A 25,736-nucleotide genomic window follows, 5' to 3' on the forward strand; every position below is an offset into this window, starting at 1 on the left:
AACAGGCTTCACAACATGCAGTCGCGACCGATGGAAGCGGCTTTGAAAACACGTCTCGTCTTTATGGATCATTAAGCCTAACGAAGCGTTTAGAGCCGCTTGGCCCAACCGGACGCGCCTTGTCGCGAGCTGTTGCCGGGCATAGCGTCTCACCACACGTCCAGGGTCACCAAGAGGGTTGGAATGTCGATGTCTGAAACAGCACGGTCGCGCGCCGCGGCTCTTGCCCACCTCCGTCGCAACGCACTTGCCGTCGGCGATTCCATCCCCCTGCCACTCACCATGGCTGCCATCTTTCACGCGCCTGGCGACGCCACCGGTTTCAACCAGTATGGCCGTTTCAGCAATCCGACCTGGGATGCGGTAGAACATATGCTGGCGCATCTGGAAGACGCGCCCTGCGTCGCCTTTCCTTCCGGAATGGCGGCGATTTCGGCGGCATTTTTCGCTGTCCTCAAGACCGGCGACCGCATTCTTCTGCCTTCGGATGGCTATCACACGACAAGGGCACTGGCCGAACGCTTCTTGAAACCACTCGGCATCGCCTACGATGTGAGGCCAACCTCGACCTTCCTCGATGGCGGTTTCGAAGGCTATCGTCTCGCTTTCGTAGAGACGCCCGCTAATCCGGGGCTGGACATATGCGATATCGCGGCGGTGGCCGCGGCCGCACACAAAGCGGGCGCACTGCTTGTCGTTGATAATACGACCATGACGCCTTTCGGCCAGCGCCCGCTCGACCATGGCGCGGATATTGTCATCGCCGCGGACACTAAGGCGCCCAACGGCCACTCCGACGTGCTGTTCGGCCATGTCGCGAGCCGCAACGCCGACATCATCGCCGCGGTGACGGATTGGCGCGAAACGTCCGGCGGCATTCCAGGGCCGTTCGAAGCGTGGCTTGTGCATCGTGGCCTCGAAACGCTCGACGTGCGCTTCGACCGCATGTGCTCCTCGGCGGAAGTGATCGCGCGGCGCCTGCAAGGTCACCCGGCGATCACGGGCCTGCGCTATCCCGGCCTGGAAGGCGATCCTTCGCACAATCTTGCCCGTGCCCAGATGGAACGCTTCGGCTTCCTTGTTTCCTTCGAACTCGCTTCGGAGCAGAAGGCCGAGGATTTCATCAACAACTGCGAATTGATGCAGGCCGCGACATCCTTCGGCGGCGTCCACACCTCCGCCGAGCGGCGTTCGAAACGAGGCGATGCGGTATCGCCCGGCTTCGTTCGCCTTTCTGTAGGCTGTGAGCCGGTGGAAGAGCTCTGGAAGGCGATAGAGGCGTCGCTGGACAGGATCGCCGGCTGACCGGACGATTACGAACCGAGGTCATTGGCTTCGACATTGCGATGGCCGTGCAGCACGCGAAGGATTTCGATCACATCGTCCCTAACTCGATACAGAGTGAGATAATTGCCGACCATTAGATGGCGAACACCCGGTGCGATATCGTCTCGTGGCGCGCCTGAGAAAGGATAGGTAGCCACTTGCTGCCACCGTGCCTCGATGCGGTCGAGCAGCCGGTCGGCTGCAGCCTCGTTGTCGCGCGCAATATGCAGCCAAATCGTGATCAGATCGTCTTCAGCGCGCGCGTTCCGGACGATAGAGAGCAAATTCATGCGGCGCCGTCAGATCGCAAGCGTCTCCGCGCTTCGGCCTTAATTTCCTCCATCGATTCAAATCGTCCCGGCCCGCTGTCGATCCCTTCCTGAACTAGCCTCCGCAACTCCTCGACCGTATAGCCGAAGAGGTCGCGCCGATCCTTCCATTGCCGGAGTGCATCGCGGATTACCTCGCTAGCCGAAGCGTATTCACCAGCGGCGACCACATCGTCGACCGCCGCCGCCAGTTCCGGCGAGAGGGTGATGCTGCGTTTATCGACCTGTCCCATGACCGCTCCTCGTCCACTTGCTGAAGCATGGTACGATTTAATCGTACCGAATTCAAGAAAGTCCCCTGCGGCCGTGGATGCAGATTGGCAGGCGACAAAAAAGCCGTTGAATCAACAGGCGCGCCCCAGGGCGCAACCTGCTGATCGCAAAGGCCTCTTTTCGATATCGCGGAGAAAAACTGCCAGCTGGCCTGTAAGCCGGGTTCTGTATGGCCCTCGCCCCTTGCGGCGCGAGAACGTGGCGGCCATTCATCTTGGGCGCATATTGCCATGCGCCTCACGCAACCTACCCGGACGGTGAGCCGGAAACAGCCCTCGAGGGTTTCCCCTCGCACCGCCCCTATTCGGTCTTGCTCCCGGTGGGGTTTACCGTGCCGCTCCTGTTGCCAGTCGCGCGGTGGGCTCTTACTCCACCCTTTCACCCTTGCCCCGACCCGGCAAAGCCAAGTCGTGGCGGTTTGCTTTCTGTGGCACTTTCCCTGGGGTCGCCCCCGCCGGCCATTAGCCGGCACCGTGTCTCCATGGAGCCCGGACTTTCCTCACCCGCGGCCTTTCGGCTTTTGCTGGTGCGGCCGCCCGGCCAGCTGGCCAAGCGTATAAAGGGGTTCACGCCACAAAACGCAACCAAAAAAGCCGGTTACGACCGGTTCTTGTCACGCCGGCGATCCGACAGCCGCCAGTTGCACCTTGACCTTGCTGCAATAGGCGGCCGAAACCGGGTTCATCCGGGTGGCGCCGTGGCCGGCATTGTATTTCAGGATCGTGCCGCACGTCGTGCCGCCGCCGAGATCCCGCGCCATGGCAAGATACTTCATGCCGTATTTGATGTTGGTGTCCGGATTGAAGAGCCCATTGGCCGAGCCGCTATAGCCCATCATCCGCGCCGTCGCCGGCTTGATCTGCATCAAGCCGATTTCGCCGGCGCCGCCGACGAGGTTCGGCCGATAGTTGCTCTCGATCTTGATCACGGCGTGAGCGAGCGACGCCGGCACGCCATAGCTCGCGGCATAGCGCGCCACGATGGCCGAATACTGATCGCCACTGGCCACCGCTGCCGTCGAGGCCACTGCTTCCTTGATCCCGATCGATGCCGTCGTCGTTTTATCAACGGCCTTGCGGCCTCGCCTGGTCTTCTGTTTTGTGCTCGGCTTCTTGGCCTTGGTCCAGCTCGCCTTCTCCACCTTCGCGGAAGACCGCTTCGCCGCCCTCACATCCTTGCTGCTTTTGGCCGAAATGGCCTTGCCCTTGGCGGTCGCTGCGACGAGCCCCTGATCGGCCCGTGGGCTCAGCGGCGCGGCGCTCGCCGTTCCGAAGGCAAAAGTCATTACGCCGGCAGCAAGAGCTGCCGTTACAACGGTCAATTTCTGCATGTGATCCTGTTCTGTCTGAACGCGCGAAGATCTCCGCGCGGCATTGCTTGATTAATGTCGGATCATCCGGGGGTTAGACGCCCGACAAACTGTACGGATTGCCCTTTGATGCCCGAATTGCGCGCAATGAAGGCGGGGCAATTCACTTTAAGTGACAGTTTGTAACCTAATGTCGGAAAAGCATTACTTGGACGGCATCCTGACCTAAGGTCAAGTTCCGGGGGAAGCGAGCAGCCGTTGAAGCGTGCGTATCGTCGATCCGTCCGCCACTCCATCGATCCGGCGTGGCCGGAAATGACGCTGGAAAGCCTCGACCACGACCCGCGTCTGCTGGTCGAAAACACCCGATATTTCGACCCCATAGCCGTAGAGCGCCAGCATCGATTGCAGCGCCTCGACATCGGCGCCAGCGTCGCCGGTCTTCAGCACGGCGCCGCGCCTGATCGGTGCCGCCGCCACCAAGTGGCCGACGCCGGCCTCGAACAGGGCCCGCCAGGGAAACTTCTCGCCCGGATCGATCTTGCGCCCCGGCGCCACGTCGGAGTGCGCCAGCACCCGCTGGGGGGCAATCGCATGCCGGCTGGCAATTCCGGCACACAAGCCGATCACCGCATCGATCTGTCGCTTGGGAAAACCGGGATAACCCAATGAATGCCCCGGGTTGACGATCTCGATGCCGACGGAACAGGAGTTGATGTCGGTGCGTCCGAACCACGAACTCTTCCCAGCGTGCCAGGCGCGGTCGCTTTCCCGGACCATCTGCACGATATGGCCGTTCTCATGCACCAGATAGTGCGAGGAGACTTCGCTGGCCGGGTCGCACAGCCACGCCTCGGCCCCGGCGCCTGTCGGCATGCCGGTATAGTGCAGCACGATCATGTCGGGCTTCAGCGTCTCGCGCCGTGGCCCGAAATTCGGCGATACCCTGACCTCGGCGCTCGGCTCGTCGGGCAGGAAGCCGCTCATGCGTGCCGCAGGCCCCGCTCGATCATCTCATAGGCGGTGTTGATCGCCGCGAGCCTCGTCGTCGCGATCTTGATGAATTCCTGCGGCAGGCCACGCGCGATCAGCCGGTCCGGATGATTGTCGGAAACCAGCTTGCGGTAGCGTTTCCTGACCTCCTCGAACGGCTTGCCGCGCTCGATGCCGAGCACGACATAGGGATCGGCCGCACCAAGATTGACGTGCCTGGCAAGGATCGCCTCGTAGTGCACCTCGTCTATGCGGAAGATTTCGGCGATGCGGTGCAGGAACTGGCCTTCACGCTCATGGATCAGCCCGTCGGCCTTGGCGATGTGGAACAGGCCATCGAGTATATCCTCCAGCATCATGCAGTTCGAATGGCCGGAGCCACAAAGCTGCGCCATGCGCTCGGCATAGGTCTCGAAGCCGGCAACGTCACGTTTGGCCAGATCATAGAGCCGCGCCACGTTGCGCGTCTCCTTTGGCGGCACCTCGAATATTTCCTGGAAGGCGCGTATCTCATCCTGGGTGACGACCCCGTCGGCCTTGGCCATCTTGGCCGAGAGCGCAATCATCGCCACCGAGAAAGCGACGCGACGGCGCAAATCCGCATCGCCGGAAAAAACGGTGCGTACAGCCTCGACCACGTCGGCGACGCCCGACGAGGCTGAGGACGAAATCCGCGTGATGAAGTCGCCGAGGCGGTCCCAAATCGACATGGCCGCTTCTTAGAGCCAACCGGTCCCCGCTATCAAGCCAATAACGGCCGGCATCATACCTCCGACGACAATCGATCTCGTGTCGGAACCACTACCCGCCTGGGCGAAGGGCCGGCAAGACGCCGGCCCTTCGCCAGAACACAGGTACTAATGGACTACTGCGCGGGCGCAGGAGCGGGCGTTGCCGGAGCCGGCTCGGCAGGCTTGGTCGAATTATCCGCGGGCGCCGCAGGTTTCATTGGCTGCTCGGCCGGCGGATTGGTGCTCTGGGTGGTGGTGTTATCCGTCCCCGTGCCGCTGTCGCTGCATGCAGCAACGCCGAGCAGCGCAAGCGCGGACACCGACGCAAGAATGAGTTTTTTCATGATATCTCTCCTTCAACACACGCTCACGTTGCAGTGAACGGTCGAGAAGGAAATGCATCACTCAGCCATGGGTTTCGTAACGATGCGTTTCCGCATGTAACATCGCTCGCATCCTGCCCTTGCGCCTCCCCAGGGGTGAAACAGCTTTGCGCTCCCCTGTGCGGATCGCTGTCATCCACCTGTCATAGCCGGGCGTTACCCGCTTGCGGCAAAGCAAATGGGGAATCACCTTGCCATGACGGACGTTTCCGCAGATCTGATCTTTCGCCGTGGCAAGGAAGTTGGAAAAGCCGTCTACCAGAACCGCCCCCTGTCGAAGGCAGGAATTTCCGAACGGCTGTTCGCCTTCCTGTTTTCGGGCCTGGTCTATCCGCAGATCTGGGAAGATCCCGATGTCGACATGGACGCAATGCAGCTTGGCGAAGGCCACCGCGTCGTCACTATTGCCTCCGGCGGTTGCAATATCCTGGCCTATCTCACCCGGTCGCCGGCCAGGATCGACGCCGTCGATCTCAATGCCGCTCACATAGCCCTGAACCGCATGAAGCTGGAGGCGGTGCGCCACCTGCCTTCGCAGGGCGACCTGTTTCGCTTCTTCGGTGCCGCCGGCAACAACCACAATTCTCAGGCTTACGACCGCTTCATCGCGCCGCATCTCGATCCGGTCAGCCGCCACTATTGGGAGCGCCGCAACTGGCGCGGCATCAGGCGCATCGCCGTCTTCGACCGCAATTTCTACCAGACCGGCCTGCTTGGCCTGTTCATCGCCATGGGCCACCGCACGGCTAAATTCTTCGGCGTCGACCCCGCCGGCATCATGCAGGCCAGGAACATTGGCGAGCAGCGCCGCTTCTTCCACCAGGAACTGGCCCCGGTGTTCGAAAAGCCGCTTTTGAAATGGGCGACCTCGCGCAAGGCCTCGCTGTTCGGCCTCGGCATCCCGCCGGCGCAATATGACTCTCTCATCACGTCCGGCGACGGTACCATGGCCAGTGTGCTGAAAGCCCGGCTGGAAAAGCTCGCCTGCGATTTTCCATTGAAAAACAACTATTTCGCTTGGCAAGCCTTTGCCAGGCGCTACCCCCAACCCGGCGAAGCCGCCCTGCCCGCCTATCTTGAAAGGCAGAACTATGAGGCCATTCGCGGCAATGTAGACCGCGTCGCCATTCATCATGCCAATCTGATCGAATTCCTGGCAGGCAAGGACGCGGGTTCCGTCGACCGCTTCATCCTGCTCGACGCGCAGGACTGGATGACCGACGACCAGCTCAATGCGCTGTGGTCGGAAATCACCCGCACCGCCTCCGCCGGCGCGCGTGTCATCTTCCGCACTGCGGCCGAGCCAAGTCTGCTGCCGGGCCGCGTCTCCGCTTCCCTGCTCGACCAGTGGAACTACGAGAGCGATGCCTCGCGCGAATTCTCCACCCGCGACCGCTCGGCAATCTATGGCGGCTTTCATCTGTACGTGAAGCGCGCCTCATGAGCACTACCGAGCTGCCGACCAATCACGCCGAACTGATGGACGGTGTCTACCGCTGGCAGCGTCACATCTACGACCTGACCCGCAAATATTATCTGCTCGGCCGCGACCGGCTGATATCAGGGCTGGACGTTCCGCCGGGCGGCACGGTGCTGGAGCTCGGCTGCGGCACCGGGCGAAACATCATCCTCGCCGCCCGCAGCTTTCCCGGCGCGCGCTTCTATGGCCTCGACATTTCGGCAGAGATGCTGGAGACCGCGGGCACCGCGATTGCCCGCGAAGGCCTGTCCGATCGCGTCATGCTGGCAAGGGGCGACGCCACGGAGTTCGACGCAAAGGCGCTGTTCGGCCGCGACAGCTTCGACCGTGTCTTCGTGTCCTATTCATTGTCGATGATCGCAGGCTGGGAAAAGACGGTCTCCGCCGCGCTGGCAACGCTCGCTCCGGGCGGTTCCCTGCACATCGTCGACTTCGGCCAGCAGGAAGGCCTGCCGGACTGGTTTCGGACCCTGCTTCGCGGCTGGCTCAGAAAATTCCACGTCACGCCCCGTGAAATGTTGCGCGAGGTGCTGGAATCGGAATCGCGAAAAATCGGCGCAACCTTTCGTTTCCGCACACTTTATCGCGGCTACGCCTGGCTGGCGGTGGTCCGGCCGAGCAGCTGATTGGCTAGCGCAGCGCCTTCACCAATGCCCCGACCATGGTCTGCGGCCTGTAGCCCAGCTTGGCCGGCGTCAGGCCGAGCCGCACCACCACTAATTGCTCGGATGGAATGATGGCGACGGTCTGCCCATCATGCCCCTCCATCCAATAGGTGTCCTTGGGCAGGCCCGCCGCCACGCCGGCACCGGGGTTTTCCTCGTCGCCCGGCGCCTCGATCCACAATTGCCCCTTGCTGTAGACTTTCGAGGCCGACGCAGGTTCGCGCATCCAGTCGACGAAACCGGCCGGCAGTATCTGGTTGCCGTTCCAGACCCCGCCCTGCAGCAGGAACTGGCCGAAGCGGGCCCAGTCATGGGCGGTGGCGTAGAGATAGGATGAGCCGACGAACGTGCCCTGTTCGTCGGTCTCGAGCACGGCGCTGTGCATGCCCAGCGGCTCGAACAGCGCGGTGCGCGGCCACGTCAACGCCTTGGCCTTGTCGCCGACCGCATCCTGCCAGAGCCGCGACAGCATCACCGCCGTTCCGCTCGAATAGGAGAACACCTTGCCCACCTCGCCCGTGAGCGGCTTGGCTTCGGCAAAGCCCGCCATGTCGGGTTCGAGATAGAGCATGCGCGTCACGTCGGCGACGTCGCCATAGTCTTCGTTGAATTCCAGCCCGCTCGACATCGCCATCATGTCGGCAAGGCTGATCGCGGCGCGGCCATCGGCCTTCCACGGCGCGAAAAGGCCCTGGTTGGTCATCGCCATCTTGCCGTTCTTGACCAGCGTGCCGACCATGGCGGCATTGACCGTCTTGGTCATCGACCAGCCGAGCAACGGCGTTCGGGCGGAAAAGCCCTCGCCATAGCGTTCCGCCATGACGCGGCCGTTCTTGACCACCACCACGGCGCGCATGCCGGCGCCGGTCATGGCGGCATCGTCGACGATCTTCGCCACCTCCGAGTTCTGCGAGGCTTCGACCCGCTCGCCTTCCGGCCACAGCGCATCCTGTCTTGCCGCCGAGGGTTCGACATGGATCGCCGTGCGCCGCGCCTTGCCGACATCGCCATCCGGAACCGAGGCGCAGCCCAGCCCGTCGCGGAAAACCGCGATGCTCTTGCCGAGGAAGCCAAGCAGGCCGGCGGAGACTGTGCCCCGGTTCTTGTCGACCGAGACCCGCATCAGCTTGAGCAAGGGATGACCGGGCGCCTGCACGTCGACGGCAAGCACCTCGTTGGCGTCGCGCCCCGCGACGAAAACGTTGGAGCAGACGATCTTTGCCGAATAGCCCGAGCCGACCCGGATCAGTTCGGGCGGCGCGAAATAAAGCCACCCAAACAGCGCCACGACCGCCAGCACCACCAGGCCGAGCAGCCGTTTGACGATCTTGGCAATGATCCGCATCTTTCCCGCCCCCGAATCCAGGCTCGATCCATGTCATCGATTTGCCGCCATTGCTTCCGCAAAATCATGGGCCTTGTCGAGCGTCGTCAACCAGATATCAACCATGATCGGCGATCACAGGTGCATGTCGCCCAACAGCGCGCCGCGTTTTTGGGATCACGGCAGGAAACAAAATCAAAGCGCGCCGAAAAAATTCGCGTTTTGGCGATATACCGGGCGATGCTGTGGGGCGATCGTCCGGCGGGGGCCAGACCAAGCGCCGGCCATCAGTGCACAGACCCATCAGCGACCGGCTGCAACCGGCTCGGGAGTTGCGATGCGCCGTCTTGCGGCCCTTTTCATGCTGACGCTGCTCGGCGCATGCTCGACCGTGGAGGATCTGTCGCCACTGTCGCCATCCAGCACCCCTTCGGTTGCGGTGCGCGCGCCCCGCTTCGCCGATTCCAAGCCGCATGAATGGGACAGCGGCGCGCCCTGGAATTACGCAGTTCACGGCACCGACGTCTCAAAATACCAGACCTCGGTCGACTGGCCGACCGCCAAGGCCAGCGGTATTTCCTTCGCTTTCATCAAGGCGACGGAGGGCGGCGACCGTTTCGATGATTATTTCAACGAGCATTGGGCGCGCACCAAAGCCGCCGGCGTTCCTCGTGCCGCCTATCATTTCTTCTATTTCTGCACTCCGGCGGCGGTACAGGCGCGCTGGTTCATCCGCAACGTCCCCGTCGACCGTTCGGCCATGCCGCCGGTGCTGGACATGGAATGGAACCCGAAATCGCCGACCTGCAGGCTGCGCCCCGACCCGGCCACCGTGCGCGCGGAGATGACCACCTTCCTCGAAATCGTCGAGCGGCATTACGGCAAGAAGCCGATCATCTACACGTCGGTAGACTTCTTTGAAGACAACGAGCTGTCGACCTTCCGCGGTTATCCCTACTGGCTACGCTCCGTCGCCGGCCACCCGCGTCAGAAATATGGCAGCCACCCCTTCACCTTCTGGCAGTATACGGGAACCGGCATCGTTCCCGGCATGATCGGCAAGTCCGATATAAACGTCTTCAACGGCAGCCAAGCCGCCTGGGACAAATGGTTGAGGCAGAACACCCGTTGACACCGTGTCAACGGGTGCCAAGCCGCCCGGAGGAAGGGTTGCTGCAGAACACCCGTTGACACCGGGCCTGCCGCCTGCTTTCGACACGGCCGGCGGCCAAGAGTGCAGCCGCCGGTGTTCCGGGGCGACGCGCATCCAGATGGACAGCCAGGCCGCCCGGAATCCTGAATGTCGAAAGGAAGTTTATGCGACTGCGTCCCCAAGCCCTCGCGGTGCTGTTCCTGTGCGCCACGGCCTTGCCGGCAATGGCGCAGGAATGTGGCGGCGACTTCGAAACCTGGAAGCAGGGCGTGGCTGCGGAAGCCAAGGCGGCGGGTGTCGGCCCTGTCGGCCTCGAAGCGCTCGAGGATGCCAGCTTCGACGAGAGGGCCCTGGCGCGCGACCGTGCGCAGGGCGTCTTCACCCAGACCTTCATCGAATTCTCCAACCGGATGATCTCGGCCTACCGGCTGAAGCAGGGCGCGGCGAACATGAAGAAATATGCCGATATCTTCGCCCGCGCCGACCAGCAGTTCGGCGTCCAGGCGCCGGTCATCACCGCCTTCTGGGCGCTGGAGACCGATTTCGGCGCCGTGCAGGGCGATTTCCATACGCTCAGCGCGCTGGTGACGCTTTCCCATGACTGCCGCCGCCCGCAGCTGTTCCGGCAGCAGTTGGTGCCACTGCTGGAATTGATCGACCATGGCGTGCTGCCGGCCGACGTCAACGGCGCCTGGGCTGGAGAGATCGGCCAGACGCAGATCCTGCCTTCGGATTATCTTGCGCGTGGCGTCGACGGCGACGGCGACGGCAAGATCGACCTGCGGGGCAGCGTGCCGGACGTGATCATGACGACGGCCAACAAGGTGCTGTCGCGCGGCTGGAAACGCGACGAGCCCTGGATCCAGGAAGTGCGCGTGCCCGACGAGATGCCATGGGAACAGACCGGGCGCACAAACAAATTGCCGCTGACACAGTGGACGCAGTGGGGTGTTACCAATCCCGACGGCTCGCCGCTGGTCGACAAGGGCCTGAAGGCCGGGCTGGCGCTGCCCATGGGCCGCAAGGGGCCGGCCTTCCTCACTTACGAAAATTTCGACGTCTATCTCGAATGGAACCAGTCCTTCACCTACGCGCTGACCGCGGCCAATCTTGCCGCGCGGCTTGCCGGCGCGCCACCGATCGACCCGCGCAATCCTGAACCAGGCCTCAACAACGAGCAGATGAAGGCTTTGCAGACCAAACTGGAGGCCAAGGGCTATGATGTTGGCACGGTCGACGGGATCCTGGGCACCAACACCCGCGAAGCGATCCGCAAGGAGCAGACGCGGTTGGGATTGCCCGTGGACGGCTGGCCGACGCCGGAGCTTTTAGCGAAGCTGTGAGTAGTAAGTAGTAAGTAGTAAGTAGTAAGTAGTAAGTAGTGACGGAGGCCATTTCCCTACTTCCTACTTCCTACTCCCTACTCCCTACTTAATCCGCCATCGTCTCCAGACTCGCCAATCCCACCGGCGCGTCGCCTTCGTCGAACGGCGTCGCCACCTCGACGAAAGTGTCGGGATAAAAGCCGTTGAAGCGGGTTCTCAGCGACAGCGAATAGGCACCGATATGGCCGATCTCGATCCAATCGCCGGTGTCGACGGTTTCCGGCAGCCAGAACGGCCGCGACAATATGTCGACGGAATCGCAGGTCGCGCCGCAGACCTTGAACGGCACGATGGTTTTCTCGTCGCCATTGCGCGTGCGGATCGCCGGATCGGGAATGAAGCGCGCCGGCAGCGTGATCTTGCCGGTCCATGAATCCGACAGCGACGCCCAGATGCCGTCATTGATGTAGAGCCGCTTGCCCTTGCGCAAAAGCACCCGCACGATCAGCGACAGGCAGCGCGCCACGATCACCCGGCCGGGCTCGGCCACCAGCGGCATCTGGTCGAACTGGTATTCCTTGAGGTCTCCAGAAAGCCGCGACATGATCTGGCCGAGCGACGGCATCGCGACTTGCTTGCGGTTGGGATCATGCCCGTATTCGGCCGGAAAACCGCCGCCGACATCGAGACCGGCCAGGTCGAAGGTCAGCCGGTTGCGCACCCAATCGGCGGAAGCCAATGCCCTTTCGTAGGTGTCGGGGTCCTCGATCTGGCTGCCGACATGGAAGCACAGGCCGACCTTGTAGCCGGTACGGTTCAGCCGCTCGGCCAGTTCGACCGCATAGGCCGGCCCGGCGCCGAACTTCTTCGACAGCTCGTAAGCCGCATGGCCCTTGGTCTGCACCCGCACGAACACGCTGATTGCGCCCGGGTCAATGTCGAGTGCCCTGACCACCCGCGTCAGTTTGGTGATCTCGTCCTCGTGGTCGAGCGCAATGACGCGGATGCCGTATTTCTCCAGCGCCAGCTTGATGTCCGACTGCGCCTTGACGGGATGCATGTAGAGCATCTCGGCATCGGCCGAGACCGCGCGCACGGCGGCGAACTCGCCGGGCGAGGCCACGTCGAAGGCGGAGACGCCGGCCTCGACCAGCGTCTTCAGCACGATCTGCTCGCCATTGGTCTTGACCGCATAGGCCGTCTTGCCGGGGAACATGCCCATGAACTGCAAGGCATCGGCCTTCAGCACCTGCGGGCGGAAGCAGTAGACCGGATCGTCCGGGCGAAGCGCCAGTGCCGCCTCGCGGGCATTCTCGAATCGCTGCATGGACGAATCCTTGACCTAGCCTGCGCACAATTAATCCAAGCTAGCGGCCAATGAAAACAATTCTGTGTCTCTTGCGCCTGGCGGCAGGGCGCTAGGCTTTGTCGGGGGAGACAGGCCATCGGGCAGGTTTCGGGTGGTTCTTGCCTGCGAACCCGATATGGCTTCTGTCTGGCTGCCTGCATTCGGCCGTCCGGGGAGGACGCATCACATGGCAATAGCCGCGACATCAGCACCGCGCGGACCGATGGCGCTCAAGGAATGGGCGCAGCTTCTGCTGCTCGGCGCGATCTGGGGCGGCTCCTTTTTCTTCGCCCGCATTGCCGTGGCGGAGCTTCACCCGCTGGTGCTGGTATTGTTTCGCGTCGCCATCGCGGCACTCGCTTTACAGCTCTATCTCTTCCTGCGCGGCCCATCCTCCCGCCTTGCCCTTCCTCATGCAGGACTGTTCTTCCTACTGGCCTTCACCAACAACGTCGTGCCTTTTTCGCTGATCTTCGCCGGCCAGACCGAGCTTGGCGCCGGCGTCGCCTCGGTGCTCAATGCGACCACGCCGTTCTGGACGCTGATCCTCGCCAACGCCCTGACATCGGACGAGAAGCTCTCCTGGAACAAGCTGGCCGGCATTGCGCTTGGCGTCGCCGGCACGGCTGTGATGATCGGCCCCGGCCTGGTTGCCGGCCTCGGCGGCCCGGTCTGGGCCAAATTCGCGCTGATCGGAGCATCGTTGTCCTACGGCGTCGCACTGATGGTCGCCCGTCGCTTCAAGGGCGTGCCCTCGCCGGTCATTGCCACCGGGCAGCTGACCGCCTCGACCATCATCATGATCCCGGTCGTGCTGCTTGCGCACGGTCCCGCCGGCCTATTCTCGGCCTCCCCGCCCGTCTGGGCGGCGGTGCTGGCGCTGGCGCTGCTGTCCACCGCCTTCGCCTATATCCTCTATTTCAACCTCGTCGCCTCGGCCGGCGCCACCAAGGCCTCCCTGGTGACGCTGATCGTGCCGGTCAGTGCCATGCTGCTCGGTTTCCTGTTCCTCGGCGAGCGGCTGGAATTGTTCGAAATCGGCGGCATGATGCTGATCGGTCTCGGCCTGGTGATCATAGACGGGCGCCTGTTCATCCGCAGGGTAGCGCTGCCATGACATGCCAACGACACGAAGCCGCCATAATTTATTCACAGGTTCGTATCTGCTTTTTGCCTAGAAGTTTCAACGCCTAACGGCGAAAATGAGGTCGCAAACTCCACAATCGCGTCGCAATGCAGCACATTTTCCGCTTGCCTGTGGCACAAATGACCCTAGACTCCGGGCATAGCTCTTTAAGAGGAGGCTATGTCATGGGACTTACGAGGCCAATCAACGCATTGATGATCTGTGCTGCGTTTGCATTCATCGGCGCCCTCATTATAGGCGTTCTTCCCTGAACCCGCCAAAAACGGGGAAGACCAGCACCCAATAATCAACCAGTTTGAAAGGCCGGGTTTTTACCCGGCCTTTCTGCATCTCAAGCCCGGTTCAGGCGGCTGCGGAGCCAGCCACTTCCGCCTCATGCGAGCGGATGCCGATCATGTGGCAGACGGCAAAGACGAGGTCGGCCCGGTTCATCGTATAGAAGTGGAAATCGCCCACGCCCCGCTCGACCAGGTCCAGCACCTGCTCGGCCGCCACCGCCGACGCGACCAACGCATGCGTCTGCGGATCATTCTGCAGGCCGTCGAAACGTTCGGCCAGCCATGCCGGCACCAGCGCGCCGCAACGTGCCGAGAAATTGGCGACCTGGGTGAAATTGTGCACCGGCAGGATGCCCGGCACGATCGGAATGTAGATGCCGGCTCGACGCGCGCGCTCGACATAGCGCTCGTAGAGATCGTTGTCGAAGAAGAACTGGGTGATCGCCCGCGTCGCGCCATTATCGACCTTGCGCTTCAGCATGTCGATGTCGGTGGCGAAGTCGGGGCTTTCCGGATGCTTTTCCGGATAGGCCGAGACCGAGATGTCGAAATCGCCGGCGCTCTTCAGCGCACCGACCAGCTCGGCGCCATTGGCATAGCCGTCCGGGTGCGGACGATAGGCGGTGCCGACGCCCGCGGCCGGATCACCGCGCAGGGCGACGAACCGCTTCACACCCATCTCGGCGAATTCCTGGATCACCGCATCGACCTGAGGGCGCGGGGCGTCGACGCAGGTCATGTGCGCTGCCGGCGTCAGGCTGGTCTCCTTCAGGATGCGGCCTACGGTGCGTGCCGTGCGCTCCCGAGTCGAACCGCCGGCGCCATAGGTCACCGAGACGAATTTCGGCTTCAGCGGTTCCAGTCGGGTGACCGTGTTCCACAGCCTCGCCTCCATCTCATCCGACTTTGGCGGGAAGAATTCGAAGGAAACCCTGACCTTGTCGCCAATGTCGGGGCGGCGGGAAAAGCGGAACTGGTTCATCAGGCGATTTCCCCTATCGAACTCACTTTGGTCTGCTGGCTGTCATTGGCAGGATCGGCGATCAGCAGGCGCCGGTCGCGGCCAAGCCAGAGCTTGACCGTGAGCCTGGCCTCGGTGCCGCCGCGCGGCTCGAACTCCTGGGCATCTTCGAGATCAAGGCCCGCTTCGGAGAACCACTCGCCGATCTGCCGGTCGGAAAAGCCGAGGCGCATATGCGCGTGCTCGTCGCGCAGGAATTCCAGGGTATGCGGCGCGAAATCGACGATCACCAGCCGTCCGGAAGGGCGCAGCAGCCGCGCCGCCTCATGGACGGCGCGCGCAGGATCGTCGAGATAATGCAGCACCTGATGGATGGTGACGAGATCGAAGGCGTCGCGCTCGACCGGCGGCGAGAAGATGTCGCCCTGCCGCACCTGAGCATTGGAGACGCCGGCCTTGTCGAGGTTGGCGCGCGCGACGGTCAGCATCTCGCGCGACATGTCGATGCCGATGCCGCGCCGGTAGAGCGGCGAGAATATCTCCAAGAGGCGTCCGGTGCCGGTGCCGAGATCGAGCATCGACTGGAACGGCCGCTTGCCGACGAGCTTCATGAGCGCTGCCTCGACCGCACGGTCAGGCACGTGCAGGGAGCGGATATGGTCCCAGCTTGCCGCGTTCTGCGAAAAATACTCCGCCGCGCGGTCCTGCCGCTTGCGCTTGACCGAGGCCAGCCGCTCGAGATCGCGCTCGACCTGCGGATCGGCGCCGCGAATGCCGGCGACCAGCCGCAGCACGAAGTCGCGCGCGGAATCCGTATCCGACAGCCGGAAGAAAGCCCACGACCCCTCCTGGTAACGGCCGATCAGCCCGGCCTCCAGGAGCAGCTTCAGGTGGCGTGACACGCGCGGCTGCGACTGGCCGAGAATCTCGGTAAGATCGGACACGGTGAGATCGCCGCGCGACAGCAGCGCCAGTATGCGCAGGCGGCTCGATTCGGCCGCCGCCTTCAATGTGTCCACCATGGTGTCGAGCGCGACATGCATCAGCGTATTCTCTTTGAAAAAGATATAAACATATGTTTATGTCGATTTTCACAGCCTTGCAAGCGCTATGTCGCTTCCGGACAAGAAAATGCCGCAGGTGTGATTTCTCGGTGCATATCGCCTAAAAATGTGTAGCGGTTTCAGGGCAAGACATGCGTCAACAAAAAGATGGATAAAATGACCGGGCGGCGTGAGATGTTTGAGGTGCGGGAGGGTGAAAAAAGGCTCGAGATCGATCCGGCGCTGATGCCGGCGGATGGCGGCGTCGTCTTCATCGGCCGTATCGCCTCGCCATGGACGACGCGCGAAACCTGCCCCAAGAACATGCGCGCGGCGCGCGAGACCGGGCAGCCGGCAGCACTGACGATCGACCCGCCCTACCGCGCCGGCCTGCAAGGGCTGGAGCGCACCAGCCATCTCGTCATCCTGTCGTGGCTCCACCACGCGCCGCGGACTCTGATCGTGCAGAAACCGCGCCATGCGGCTGAAGCAAAAGGTGTATTCGGCCTGCGCTCCCCTGCCCGACCGAACCCGATCGGCCTGCATGTGGCGAAACTGGTTACGCTCGACATCGCCACCGGGCGCATCGAGATCGACGCCATCGACGTGCTCGATGGCACCCCGGTGGTCGACATAAAACCCTATTTCGCATCGACCGATGCCTTTGCCGAGGCAACCATCGAAGGACGCGACGAATGATGAAGGCGCCGACCGGCCGCCGCCGCGCCGTCGCCAAGGCGCTGACCGCGCTTCTGCCGCTGGCACCCTATGCCGATATGGAGAAGATCCGAGCCGATGCCGGCTCCGTCCACATGAAGACCCTGCCGCCGACCATTGCCGTGTGGCTGGCGACGGTTGCCCATATCCGCCACGCCCATACCGACTACGAAAAGCTGCTCGCCGAAGGTTATGACCGCGACTCGGCGCGTTTCTTCGTCATCGAGCAGACCAATGTCGTACTTACCCGCTGGCGCGCCACCCGCCTGCTCGACGCCGACGACGAGGATGATTGAAGCTGTTGCCGGTCCGGCACGGCGCTCGGTAGCATGGCTGGCAGCTTTTCACTTCGAGGACGAACGACGCCGGATGACTGGCTCTATGCCCTCTGCCTGACACCGATAGCCTGTGATGCAAGGAGGTGCCGATGAGCCAGACCGCACAGGATACACGGCCGCTGCCTGTGGTGAGCGACCGCCACGTCGACCCGCATGCTTATCCCGACGGCATCGCCTTCCTCGACGGCCAGTACCTGCCGATGTCGCAGGCCAAGGTCTCCGTGCTGGACTGGGGGTTCCTGCATTCCGATGCCACTTACGACACGGTGCATGTCTGGAACGGCCGCTTCTTCCGGCTTGACCTGCATCTCGACCGCTTCTTCGGCGGATTGGAGAAATTGCGCATGACGATCCCGTTCGACCGCGATGGCGTGACGGAGATCCTGCACAATTGCGTGGCACTGTCGGGACACCGCGCCGCCTATGTCGAAATGCTGTGCACGCGCGGCGCTTCCCCTGCTTTCAGCCGCGATCCGCGCCAGGCGATCAACCGCTTCATGGCGTTTGCCGTGCCGTTCGGCTCGGTCGCCAATGCCGAGCAGCTACAGCGCGGCCTGCATGTCGCCATCAGCGACAAGATGCGCATTCCGCCGGCCTCGATCGACCCGGCGATCAAGAACTACCACTGGCTCGACCTGGTGCGCGGCCTTTACGATGCCTATGACCGCGGCGCCGAGACAGCGCTCATTCTCGACTTCAACGGCAATGTCGCCGAAGGTCCGGGCTTCAACGTCTTCTGTATCAAGGACAACAAGCTCTCGACGCCGGCGATCGGCGTGCTACCCGGCATAACCCGCCGCACTGTCTTCGATCTCTGTGCGCTGGAAGGCCTCTTCGCCACCCCGGCGGACGTCAGTGTCGCGGCATTGCGCGAGGCCGACGAGGTCTTCATCACCTCTACCGCCGGCGGCATCATGCCGGTCACGATGATCGACGGCAGCCCAGTCGCGGACGGCAGGCCCGGCGCTATTACCGGCCGACTGATGGCGCTCTATTGGGACAAGCATAAGGATCCGGCCTGGTCGAGCGCTGTACGCTACCCCTGACCGGTCGCCGCTCCCGTCCAAATAATTCCGCCACCGCCTCTGGAAAGTCGCGGGACGCACCGTACATGGCACAAAGCGGAGAGGCCTCCACTTATCTCTGAAAAAATTCCAGTTTGCACGGGCAAGGACTTCATCATGACAAACAAGGTTTGGTTCATCACCGGATCGTCGAAAGGTTTTGGCCGGGTCTGGGCCGAGGCCGCGCTCGCCCGCGGCGACCGCGTCGCGGCAACCGCCCGCGATGCCGGCACACTCGCCGCTCTCGTCGAGAAATATGGCGACAACATCGCCGCGATAGAGCTCGACGTCACCGACAAGAAAGCCGTCGATGCCGCAATCACCGGGGCGCACAAGCGCTTTGGCCGGCTCGACGTCGTCGTCAACAATGCCGGCTATGGCCATTTCGGCGCCATCGAGGAGGTCAGCGAGCAGGAAGCCCGCGACCAGATCGAAACCAATGTGTTCGGCGCGCTGTGGGTCACCCAGGCCGCCTTGCCGATCATGCGTGCGCAGCGCTCCGGCCACATCATCCAGATCTCTTCGATCGGCGGCGTCAATGCCTTCGCCTCGCTTGGCCTCTACCACGCCTCGAAATGGGCGCTGGAAGCTTTCAGCCAGTCGCTGAGCCTCGAGGTCGCCGAGTTCGGCATCCATGTCACGCTGGTCGAGCCCGGCGGCTTCTCCACCGACTGGGCCGGTCCGTCGGCCAAGGTCTCCAAAGCGCTGGACGCCTATGCGCCCGTCCGCGCCGCCATGGCGGAGCGCCGCAGCCGCGCCGTGGCCGGCGATCCCGAGGCCACCGGACCGGCGATGCTGGCCATCGTCGACGCGGCCGAGCCGCCTCTCAGGGTATTCTTCGGCGACGGCGGGCTGCCGATGATCAAACAGGAATACGCCAATCGCATCGCCACGTGGGAAAAGTGGGACCACGTCTCGGTCATGGCGCAAGGCGCCAACAAGAACCGCAACGCCTAGTCGGATCACTCAGCCCACGCCGTTTCGAGCGGCGGCGAGGCTGCCTCGTCAGGCGCGATAAATCCACTGCTCGGGCACCCGCACGGAGATTTCCTCGCCGGACCTGACGATTCCGGGCTTCTCGACCCAGGCGACAAGGCCCCGCAGCCGCTTGGCGACTTTCGGGAAGAGCAGCGCGGTGGCGTCGCGGTCCGCCGCCCGGACATGCTCGGAGATCGAGTGTCCGGCGACGCGGCATGGCTTGTTCTGGGCATCGATCTTGACCGTCACGCCGCCCTTGAAGAACAGCAGCGAGCCGGATGGCAGCATCGAAAGATGCGGTATCCCTTCGATCAGCAAATTGGCGCCGATCCACTCAGGCTTGATCTCCTTGAGGCCCATGCGTTCGGCGACCAGCGCGAGTTCGTCCGCCGACACCAGCGACAATTGTCTCTCGTTGCGCATCTCGGTGCCGCGCTGATACCAGGGTTCGCGCCCGCCGGAGCGTCGCGTTATCCCGGCATGAAAATCGCCCGCTATGCCGTCGAAGCCCAACTGCAATTCCTCGACCGCCTTGGTTTCGAAATGGTCGAACGGAGCGGCATAGAGCGCCGCCGCTCTTGCCGCCAGCTTGCGGCCCGGCACGATGTCGACCGTCAGGTCCGCCGGAAAAAGGTCGAGGTTGGTTTCCTGCATCAGTCTCGTCTAGAGGCCCTCCGCAATGCGGTCCAGTCGAAAGCGCTGATGATCCGATCACGCCGTTTGATGCCGATCACGACTTTCTTACCGGAAACGCCGTTGCCGTCCTCAGCGCACCGCATTGCCGCCGCGCCGCGGGCATAGACGATGGCGCCAGATCGGGAGGAGGTTCGGGTCATGCAGGTGGGACACGCCGTTGCCGCGCTCTGGTTGTTCTGGCTGGTATCGTGGATCCTTGCCGCATCATGGGCCGATCCCGTGCGCAAGCGGGCGGATTTCAGGGCGGAGGCGCGATATCGGGTTCTCTGGCTCGCCGGTACCGTCCTGCTGTTCGTCCCGGCGCACGGCTATGTGGGTCGGCTTCGGCTCTGGACACCGACGCTCACCCAAGCCTGGATTTGCGTCGCCTTGATCGCCATCGGCATCGGCTTTGCATGGTGGGCCCGCCTGCATCTCGGCCGGCTGTGGTCCAGCACGGTAACGGCCAAGGCCGATCATCGCATCATCGACACCGGCCCTTACGCGCTTGTCCGTCATCCGATCTATACCGGCCTGCTGCTTTCGGTCCTCGCCACCATGGCCGTCAAGGGCACGGTATGGGGCGTCGCGGGCGCCGCCCTGCTGCTTGTCGGGATCGTCATCAAGGCGAGGCTGGAGGAAAGTTTCCTGCGCGGCGAGCTTGGGCCCGCCTATGACGATTACGCGCGCCGCGTGCCGATGCTCGTTCCCTTTTCGCCGGCCTGAAGCGGCAAGCGCGTCCTACAGCATCCGCAGCAGCGCGCCGCCGATCGAATACCCCGCGCCGAAAGCGCAGATCAGCCCGAAGTCGCCCGCCTTCATGTCGGCATGGTTCTCCGACAGCGCGACGATGGCGCCGGCGCCCGCCGTGTTGCCGAGACGCTCCAGCACCATGGGCGCGCGGTCATGATCGACCTCGTGGCCGAATGAGAGTTTCAGGATCATGGCGTTCATGCGCGCATTGGCCTGGTGCAGCCAGAAGCGTCGCACCGCCTGCGGCGTCAGGCCGTGCTCGGCCAGGAACTCCACGATGAATTTGTGCCCGGCGACGGTGACTTCCTTGAACACCTTGTTGCCGACCTGCTTGATCAGATTGCCCTCCAGATCGATCCTGTAGGGATCGTCCTGTGCGGTGCGGGTGTGGTAGCCGAGATTGGTGCGGATGTTGTTCGACATCTGCGTCCAGATGCGCGTGTCGAGCACTTCGAAACGTCCCGGCCGTTTCTCGCCGAGTGCCAGCCCTTCGACCACCATCGACACCGAGGCGTCGCCGAAGATGAAATGCGTCTGCCGGTCGCGGAAATTGAGATGGCCGGTGATGATCTCGGGCGTCGTCACTAGGATGCGCTTGTGGGCGCCCGCACGCACGAGATTGACCGCCATGTGCAATGCTGCCGCGGCGGAGGAACAGCCGAGCCCCATGTCGAAGCCCGCCCCCTTGGTGCCCAGGGCCTGCTGCATCTCGATGGCGATCGCCGGATAGGGCCGCTGGTGGTGCGAGGCCGAGCAGATCACTAGGTCGATATCGGAGGGCAGCAACCCGGCATGGTCAAGCGCCTTGCGGGCCGAAGCGATGCCGAACTCGGCCTCCAGCGACAGCGCATCGTCCGGCCGCGCCGGAATGCGCGGTGCCATACGGGTCGGGTCGAGTATGCCTTCGCGCTCGATCACATGACGGCTGCGCACGCCCGAGGCGTGGACGATGAAGTCGCTGTCCGATTTCTGCAGCAGCGGCTGGTCCGTGCCCGACCGGCGCGCGTTTTCCGTGTCGACCCAGCTGTTGAAACTGGCGACCAGTTCCTCATTGCTGATCTCAGGCTCGGGGATTTCGACGCCGATACCGCTGATGATGACGCGATGCATGTCCAGTCCGTCCCATCCGCAGGCGTTCAGGGGCTTTGATGTGGGCGTAAGGGAGGCCCGGCGCAACCCTTGTCGCATTGAGCCGGTTTATGCCAGCTTAAACCGGTTCCCGCGTCCCCTCACCATGCGCACAGTTTGGTGTTAGTCTGTGAGTTGTTCCAGCATGCGCCGCCGTCGCGGCTGCACACGAACTGCCCCGGCTCCTCATCGACGTTGGTCGTTCAAGCCCGCTTGGCGACAATGAAAATGCGCGGGAAACGCAACAGCACCTTGCCATTTGCGGTCTTCTTATAGGCCTTGGCGATCCTGGCCGTGTAGCTTTCGAGGAACAGCATCTTCTCGTCCGCATCGAGCGGGTCGACAAAAGGCTTCAAGCCCGTCGACTTCACCCATTCCACGATCGCCCCGGCGTCGGCCAGCGGATGGTTATAGACCGTGTGCCAGATGTCGAGCCGGTCCGAGAGCGGCGACAACAGATCATAATAGAACGACACCGGCGGCAGCGGCGCGCGCGCCGCCCCCTTCAGCTTGGCTGCGAACGGCATTTCGGCGGCGGTCTCGCGCATCAGCCTGTGGGAATCCTCGCCCATATTGTCTGGCATCTGCACGGCGAGCGCGCCGCCGGGCGCAAGAAAACCCATCAGCCGCTGGAAGACATCAGGATGTTCCGGCAGCCACTGGAACACGGCATTGGCGAAGATCACATCGACCGGTTGAGCCGGCGCCCATGTCGAGGCATCGGCAAGGTCGAAGCTGACATTGGGCAGGCGTGCCCTAGCCTTCTCGATCATGTCGGGAGACGTGTCGAAGCCGCTCACCTGTGCATCCGGCCAGCGCGCGACCAGAAGCTCCGTCGAATTGCCCGGCCCGCAGCCTATGTCGACAACCCTGCGGGGGAAGTCGACCGGCACCTGCGCCACCAAGTCGCGCACAGGACGCGTGCGCTCGTCCTCGAACTTCAAATATTGGGCGGCGGACCAATCGGGCTTTGCTGGGCTGTTCAACGGTAAGACCTCGCAGCGGTTGCCACCTTCCATGACCGGCGCGACAAGCCGGCTATCCCAATTGGGTGACGATCCCGTCGTCGCCGACCCGGAACCGCCACTGCAATAACGGCCCTTACCGCGTCAGCCTCTTATGCGTCATGCGGTGCGGAGCCGCCGCCTCCGCGCCCAGGCGGCGAAGCTTGTCCTTCTCATACTCCTCGAAATTGCCTTCGAACCATTCGACATGCGCGTCGCCCTCGAAGGCGAGCATGTGGGTCGCCATGCGATCGAGGAACATGCGGTCGTGGCTGATGATGACAGCGCAGCCGGCATAGGCTTCCAGCGCGTCTTCGAGCGCGCTCAGCGTCTCGGTGTCGAGGTCGTTGGTCGGTTCGTCGAGCAAAAGCACATTGCCGCCGCCTTTGAGCATCTTGGCCAGATGCACGCGGTTGCGTTGGCCGCCCGAAAGGTTGCCGACCTTCTGCTGCTGATCGCCGCCACGGAAGTTGAAGGACGAGCAATAGGCGCGGCTGTTGACCTCGTGCTTGCCAAGCTTGATGACTTCGGCGCCACCGGAGATTTCTTCCCACACCGTCTTGTTCGAGTCCAGCGCGTCACGGCTCTGGTCGACATAGCCGAGCTTGACCGTCTCGCCGATGCGGATCGACCCCGCATCAGGCTTTTCCTGGCCAGTGAAGGTCTTGAACAGCGTCGTCTTGCCGGCGCCGTTCGGGCCGATGACGCCGACAATGCCGCCCGGCGGCAGCCTGAACGACAGGTCCTCGATCAAAAGCTCATCGCCGAAGCCCTTGGTGAGCCCTTCAACCTCGATGACGACATTGCCGAGGCGCTCGCCCGACGGAATGACGATCTGCGTGTCGGTCGGCTTGCGATTCTGCGACTGCTCGACCAGTTCCTCATAGGCCTTGATACGGGCCTTGGACTTGGTCTGGCGCGCCTTCGGCGAGGATTGGATCCACTCACGCTCGCGCCAGATCGACTTCTGGCGGGCGTCGTCCTCGCGGCCTTCCTGGATCAGGCGTTTGGCCTTGGCGTCGAGATATTTGGTGTAGTTGCCCTCGTAAGGGATGCCACGGCCGCGATCGAGCTCGAGAATCCATCCCGTGACGTTGTCGAGGAAGTAGCGGTCGTGGGTGATGATCAGCACCGAGCCCGGATAGTCGCGCAGGTGCTTTTCCAGCCACGCCGTGGTCTCGGCGTCGAGATGGTTGGTCGGCTCGTCGAGCAAAAGCAGGTCGGGCTGTTCCAGGAGCAGCCGGCACAGCGCCACGCGGCGGCGCTCGCCGCCCGACAGATTGGTCACCTCGGAATCGGCCGGCGGGCACTGCAGCGCGTCCATCGCCATCTCGACCTGCTGCTCGAGGTCCCAAAGGTTGAGCCGATCCATCTCGTCCTGGAGCTTGGCCGACTCGTCTGCCGTCTCGTCGGAATAGTTCATCATCAATTCGTTGTAGCGCTCGATGATGGCGGTCTTCCTGCCGACGCCGTCCATGACGTTTTCACGCACGGTCTTGCTGTTGTCGAGCTGCGGCTCCTGCGCCAGGTAGCCGACCGTGGCGCCTTCGGCCAGCCACGCCTCGCCCTGGAACTCCTTGTCGAGCCCGGCCATGATGCGCAGGATGGTCGACTTACCCGAACCGTTAGGACCGAGAATGCCGATCTTGGCGTCCGGGTAGAAGGACAGATGAACGTTATCGAGCACCTTCTTGGTGCCGTAGGCCTTTGACAGGCCTGACATGTGATAGATGAACTGGCGTGCCACGCGCGCTTTCCCTGAAAAACTGACTGATTTGTCGATCTGAATGGAGGTTGGCCGCTATGTAGGCGATGCGGAGCCGAACGGCAATCGCTTTCGCCGCATCGAACCGATCACAGGCCGCACAACAACGGGCGTTGGCGCCCCGGCCTGCCTGCCGGCTGGAATGAGCTCAGGGCCTACTGGAACCCGATTGCGTCGACGGTTCCGGTCGGGCAACCGGCCTTGTTGGTCGGCACCGAGGCCAGCAGCAGGTCCTTGAGCGAGCTGTTTGGGCCGATCGGACCGGCAAGGCCAAGCGTCAACTCTCCGATCAGCCGCCGGCCGCTCGACGGATCGATGACGCAGGAGACGCGCACGCGATCGCCGGCGCCGGCGCCAAAGGCCTGGTCGAAGGCGCCGCGGATCTGATCCGCCGTCAGCTTGCCGCCGATGTTCTTGGCGAAGAGATCGCGCACCGCTGAGCCGTTCACCGCACGCATCAGGCTGAGTGCGTCGGAAAAGTACTCCTGCTGGTTCTTGCCGTAGCAGGTGCCGTGCTTGATCCATTCATGCCGCTCCAACTGCGAAGCAGTGCCCGGCATCACCTTGTCGAGTTCCGTGCGCGTGCCGGCGTCCAAATTGACAGGCGGAAGATCCTTCCAGTGCGCCGGACTGTCGTTGGCCTTGTCGCTGGCCGGTACCTGGCAATAGAAGTTCCCGTTCGGCTGCGGCCACAGGCCGTGCAAGGTGAAGTTGCTGGCATCGAATTCATTCGGGTTTTGTGCCTTGCATTCGCTCTTGCTGGACTTGGTCTCGCAAAAAGCCGGCTGCCAGCTCAGCGCGAAGACATATTCGGGTTTTCCCGACGCCGCCGGCTTGCCCTGCCCGCCGGGGGTCGCCGGCAGCGTTGCTGCGCTGCTGCCGGAGAGATGTCCGCAACTGACCTTCACCCAGCGCCGATCCGGATCTGCGCCCGGCACCAGAATGAGATAGTGCGTCGGCGCATCCTTGTTGCCCGCCAGCAGTTGATAGCTCTGTCCGGCATCAGTCGAGACATTGCCGGGATTCTTGCCGTTCTTGATGGCTTGCGTCGCCGGACAGGAGGCGTCGGCAACGAAGGTGCCACTCATCCTGACGTCGGCATGGGCCGCACCCGTTAACGATGCCGCCAACATGGCCAATCCGAAAACAACAGCAATGCGCATGGGGAATCCCTGGATGAAAAAGGTGGGCGACAGACTGAAGCTGTCTCCATGTCAGAATTGCGATATTCCACCGGCCAGATGCA

At 63.0% G+C, this 25,736-nt stretch carries 26 protein-coding genes and 1 other RNA gene; 11 read left to right on the forward strand and 16 right to left on the reverse strand.

Features of this window, described 5'->3' with window-relative positions:
• The first annotated feature begins 189 nt into the window (after window positions 1-189).
• Window positions 190-1,305 carry a cystathionine gamma-lyase gene (locus FJ986_RS18580; RefSeq protein WP_140623125.1) on the forward strand — a complete coding sequence of 372 codons (1,116 nt, stop codon included), beginning with the start codon at window positions 190-192 and terminating at the stop codon, window positions 1,303-1,305.
• Window positions 1,306-1,313: 8 nt separating this feature from the next.
• Here FJ986_RS18580 and FJ986_RS18585 read toward each other — a convergent pair whose 3' ends face one another.
• The 7 genes from FJ986_RS18585 to FJ986_RS18615 form a co-directional block, all read right to left on the reverse strand.
• Window positions 1,314-1,616, reverse strand: a complete 303-nt coding sequence (locus FJ986_RS18585) for a type II toxin-antitoxin system RelE/ParE family toxin (protein ID WP_140675397.1) — start codon at window positions 1,614-1,616, stop codon at window positions 1,314-1,316.
• Window positions 1,613-1,888 (reverse strand): type II toxin-antitoxin system ParD family antitoxin, encoded by a 276-nt coding sequence (locus FJ986_RS18590; RefSeq protein ID WP_140516612.1) that lies wholly within the window; start codon window positions 1,886-1,888, stop codon window positions 1,613-1,615. The genes FJ986_RS18585 and FJ986_RS18590 overlap by 4 nt, the downstream gene beginning before the upstream one ends.
• A 178-nt stretch (window positions 1,889-2,066) precedes the next feature.
• Window positions 2,067-2,476, reverse strand: an RNA gene (gene rnpB / locus FJ986_RS18595) — RNase P RNA component class A.
• Between the two features lie 65 nt (window positions 2,477-2,541).
• On the reverse strand, window positions 2,542-3,258 hold the full coding sequence (locus FJ986_RS18600) for a transglycosylase SLT domain-containing protein (protein WP_140495190.1): 717 nt from the start codon (window positions 3,256-3,258) through the stop codon (window positions 2,542-2,544).
• A gap of 210 nt (window positions 3,259-3,468) precedes the next feature.
• The gene (locus FJ986_RS18605) at window positions 3,469-4,224 is read right to left on the reverse strand and encodes an N-acetylmuramoyl-L-alanine amidase (protein ID WP_140516616.1); all 756 of its coding nucleotides are present in this window, start codon (window positions 4,222-4,224) and stop codon (window positions 3,469-3,471) included.
• On the reverse strand, window positions 4,221-4,940 hold the full coding sequence (locus tag FJ986_RS18610; protein ID WP_140495186.1) for a DnaJ family molecular chaperone: 720 nt from the start codon (window positions 4,938-4,940) through the stop codon (window positions 4,221-4,223). Before FJ986_RS18610 ends, FJ986_RS18605 begins: the two co-directional genes overlap by 4 nt.
• A 155-nt stretch (window positions 4,941-5,095) precedes the next feature.
• Window positions 5,096-5,305 (reverse strand): hypothetical protein, encoded by a 210-nt coding sequence (locus FJ986_RS18615; protein WP_140495184.1) that lies wholly within the window; start codon window positions 5,303-5,305, stop codon window positions 5,096-5,098.
• A gap of 235 nt (window positions 5,306-5,540) precedes the next feature.
• Here FJ986_RS18615 and FJ986_RS18620 point away from each other — a divergent pair, with 235 nt between their 5' ends.
• Both FJ986_RS18620 and FJ986_RS18625 read left to right on the forward strand, forming a co-directional pair.
• Window positions 5,541-6,788: a DUF3419 family protein gene (locus FJ986_RS18620; protein WP_246681811.1), complete on the forward strand. Its 1,248-nt coding sequence runs from the start codon at window positions 5,541-5,543 to the stop codon at window positions 6,786-6,788.
• Complete coding sequence (locus tag FJ986_RS18625) at window positions 6,785-7,450, forward strand: class I SAM-dependent methyltransferase (RefSeq protein ID WP_140630900.1); 666 nt, start codon at window positions 6,785-6,787, stop codon at window positions 7,448-7,450. Before FJ986_RS18620 ends, FJ986_RS18625 begins: the two co-directional genes overlap by 4 nt.
• 4 nt (window positions 7,451-7,454) lie before the next feature.
• Here FJ986_RS18625 and FJ986_RS18630 read toward each other — a convergent pair whose 3' ends face one another.
• Entirely contained in the window at window positions 7,455-8,834 is a 1,380-nt protein-coding gene (locus FJ986_RS18630) for a serine hydrolase (protein ID WP_140675403.1), read from the reverse strand.
• Window positions 8,835-9,150: 316 nt separating this feature from the next.
• On the opposite strand from FJ986_RS18630, the gene FJ986_RS18635 reads away from it, so the two are divergent.
• The gene (locus tag FJ986_RS18635; protein ID WP_140516622.1) at window positions 9,151-9,945 is read left to right on the forward strand and encodes a GH25 family lysozyme; all 795 of its coding nucleotides are present in this window, start codon (window positions 9,151-9,153) and stop codon (window positions 9,943-9,945) included.
• A 185-nt stretch (window positions 9,946-10,130) separates the two neighbouring features.
• Window positions 10,131-11,309: a lytic murein transglycosylase gene (locus FJ986_RS18640; RefSeq protein WP_140516624.1), complete on the forward strand. Its 1,179-nt coding sequence runs from the start codon at window positions 10,131-10,133 to the stop codon at window positions 11,307-11,309.
• An 88-nt stretch (window positions 11,310-11,397) separates the two neighbouring features.
• Here the strand turns inward: FJ986_RS18640 and FJ986_RS18645 are convergent, their stop codons facing one another.
• Window positions 11,398-12,618 carry an alanine racemase gene (locus FJ986_RS18645; protein WP_140672404.1) on the reverse strand — a complete coding sequence of 407 codons (1,221 nt, stop codon included), beginning with the start codon at window positions 12,616-12,618 and terminating at the stop codon, window positions 11,398-11,400.
• A gap of 208 nt (window positions 12,619-12,826) precedes the next feature.
• On the opposite strand from FJ986_RS18645, the gene FJ986_RS18650 reads away from it, so the two are divergent.
• Complete coding sequence (locus FJ986_RS18650) at window positions 12,827-13,756, forward strand: DMT family transporter (protein ID WP_140656795.1); 930 nt, start codon at window positions 12,827-12,829, stop codon at window positions 13,754-13,756.
• 372 nt (window positions 13,757-14,128) lie between these two features.
• Here FJ986_RS18650 and metF read toward each other — a convergent pair whose 3' ends face one another.
• Window positions 14,129-15,046: a methylenetetrahydrofolate reductase [NAD(P)H] gene (gene metF, locus FJ986_RS18655; protein ID WP_140672405.1), complete on the reverse strand. Its 918-nt coding sequence runs from the start codon at window positions 15,044-15,046 to the stop codon at window positions 14,129-14,131.
• On the reverse strand, window positions 15,046-16,068 hold the full coding sequence (locus FJ986_RS18660) for a metalloregulator ArsR/SmtB family transcription factor (RefSeq protein ID WP_140567399.1): 1,023 nt from the start codon (window positions 16,066-16,068) through the stop codon (window positions 15,046-15,048). The genes metF and FJ986_RS18660 overlap by 1 nt, the downstream gene beginning before the upstream one ends.
• 177 nt (window positions 16,069-16,245) lie before the next feature.
• On the opposite strand from FJ986_RS18660, the gene tsaA reads away from it, so the two are divergent.
• The 4 genes from tsaA (at window position 16,246) to FJ986_RS18680 (ending at window position 19,144) form a co-directional block, all read left to right on the forward strand.
• Window positions 16,246-16,767, forward strand: coding sequence for a tRNA (N6-threonylcarbamoyladenosine(37)-N6)-methyltransferase TrmO (gene tsaA, locus FJ986_RS18665; RefSeq protein WP_140672406.1), 522 nt, complete (start codon window positions 16,246-16,248; stop codon window positions 16,765-16,767).
• Window positions 16,767-17,081 carry a DUF2293 domain-containing protein gene (locus FJ986_RS18670; protein ID WP_140495859.1) on the forward strand — a complete coding sequence of 105 codons (315 nt, stop codon included), beginning with the start codon at window positions 16,767-16,769 and terminating at the stop codon, window positions 17,079-17,081. The genes tsaA and FJ986_RS18670 overlap by 1 nt, the downstream gene beginning before the upstream one ends.
• A gap of 131 nt (window positions 17,082-17,212) precedes the next feature.
• Complete coding sequence (locus FJ986_RS18675) at window positions 17,213-18,169, forward strand: aminotransferase class IV (protein ID WP_140672407.1); 957 nt, start codon at window positions 17,213-17,215, stop codon at window positions 18,167-18,169.
• Window positions 18,170-18,304: 135 nt separating this feature from the next.
• The gene (locus FJ986_RS18680) at window positions 18,305-19,144 is read left to right on the forward strand and encodes an SDR family oxidoreductase (RefSeq protein WP_140623116.1); all 840 of its coding nucleotides are present in this window, start codon (window positions 18,305-18,307) and stop codon (window positions 19,142-19,144) included.
• Between the two features lie 48 nt (window positions 19,145-19,192).
• Here the strand turns inward: FJ986_RS18680 and FJ986_RS18685 are convergent, their stop codons facing one another.
• A complete protein-coding gene (locus tag FJ986_RS18685) occupies window positions 19,193-19,819 on the reverse strand; it encodes an MOSC domain-containing protein (protein WP_140675406.1) in 627 nt (208 codons plus the stop codon).
• A gap of 180 nt (window positions 19,820-19,999) precedes the next feature.
• Here FJ986_RS18685 and FJ986_RS18690 point away from each other — a divergent pair, with 180 nt between their 5' ends.
• Window positions 20,000-20,566: an isoprenylcysteine carboxylmethyltransferase family protein gene (locus FJ986_RS18690; RefSeq protein WP_140675409.1), complete on the forward strand. Its 567-nt coding sequence runs from the start codon at window positions 20,000-20,002 to the stop codon at window positions 20,564-20,566.
• Between the two features lie 15 nt (window positions 20,567-20,581).
• On the opposite strand, the gene FJ986_RS18695 is transcribed toward FJ986_RS18690, so the two are convergent.
• From FJ986_RS18695 to FJ986_RS18710, 4 genes are all read right to left on the reverse strand, one after another.
• Window positions 20,582-21,703 carry a beta-ketoacyl-ACP synthase III gene (locus FJ986_RS18695; protein WP_140559509.1) on the reverse strand — a complete coding sequence of 374 codons (1,122 nt, stop codon included), beginning with the start codon at window positions 21,701-21,703 and terminating at the stop codon, window positions 20,582-20,584.
• Window positions 21,704-21,924: 221 nt separating this feature from the next.
• On the reverse strand, window positions 21,925-22,740 hold the full coding sequence (gene tam / locus FJ986_RS18700; protein ID WP_140675412.1) for a trans-aconitate 2-methyltransferase: 816 nt from the start codon (window positions 22,738-22,740) through the stop codon (window positions 21,925-21,927).
• A gap of 82 nt (window positions 22,741-22,822) precedes the next feature.
• Complete coding sequence (gene ettA, locus FJ986_RS18705; protein WP_140516642.1) at window positions 22,823-24,472, reverse strand: energy-dependent translational throttle protein EttA; 1,650 nt, start codon at window positions 24,470-24,472, stop codon at window positions 22,823-22,825.
• Between the two features lie 173 nt (window positions 24,473-24,645).
• Window positions 24,646-25,653 (reverse strand): ribonuclease, encoded by a 1,008-nt coding sequence (locus tag FJ986_RS18710; protein WP_140516644.1) that lies wholly within the window; start codon window positions 25,651-25,653, stop codon window positions 24,646-24,648.
• Between the last annotated feature and the right edge of the window lie 83 nt (window positions 25,654-25,736).

This window comes from Mesorhizobium sp. B1-1-1 (assembly GCF_006442955.1).
Taxonomy (GTDB): domain Bacteria; phylum Pseudomonadota; class Alphaproteobacteria; order Rhizobiales; family Rhizobiaceae; genus Mesorhizobium.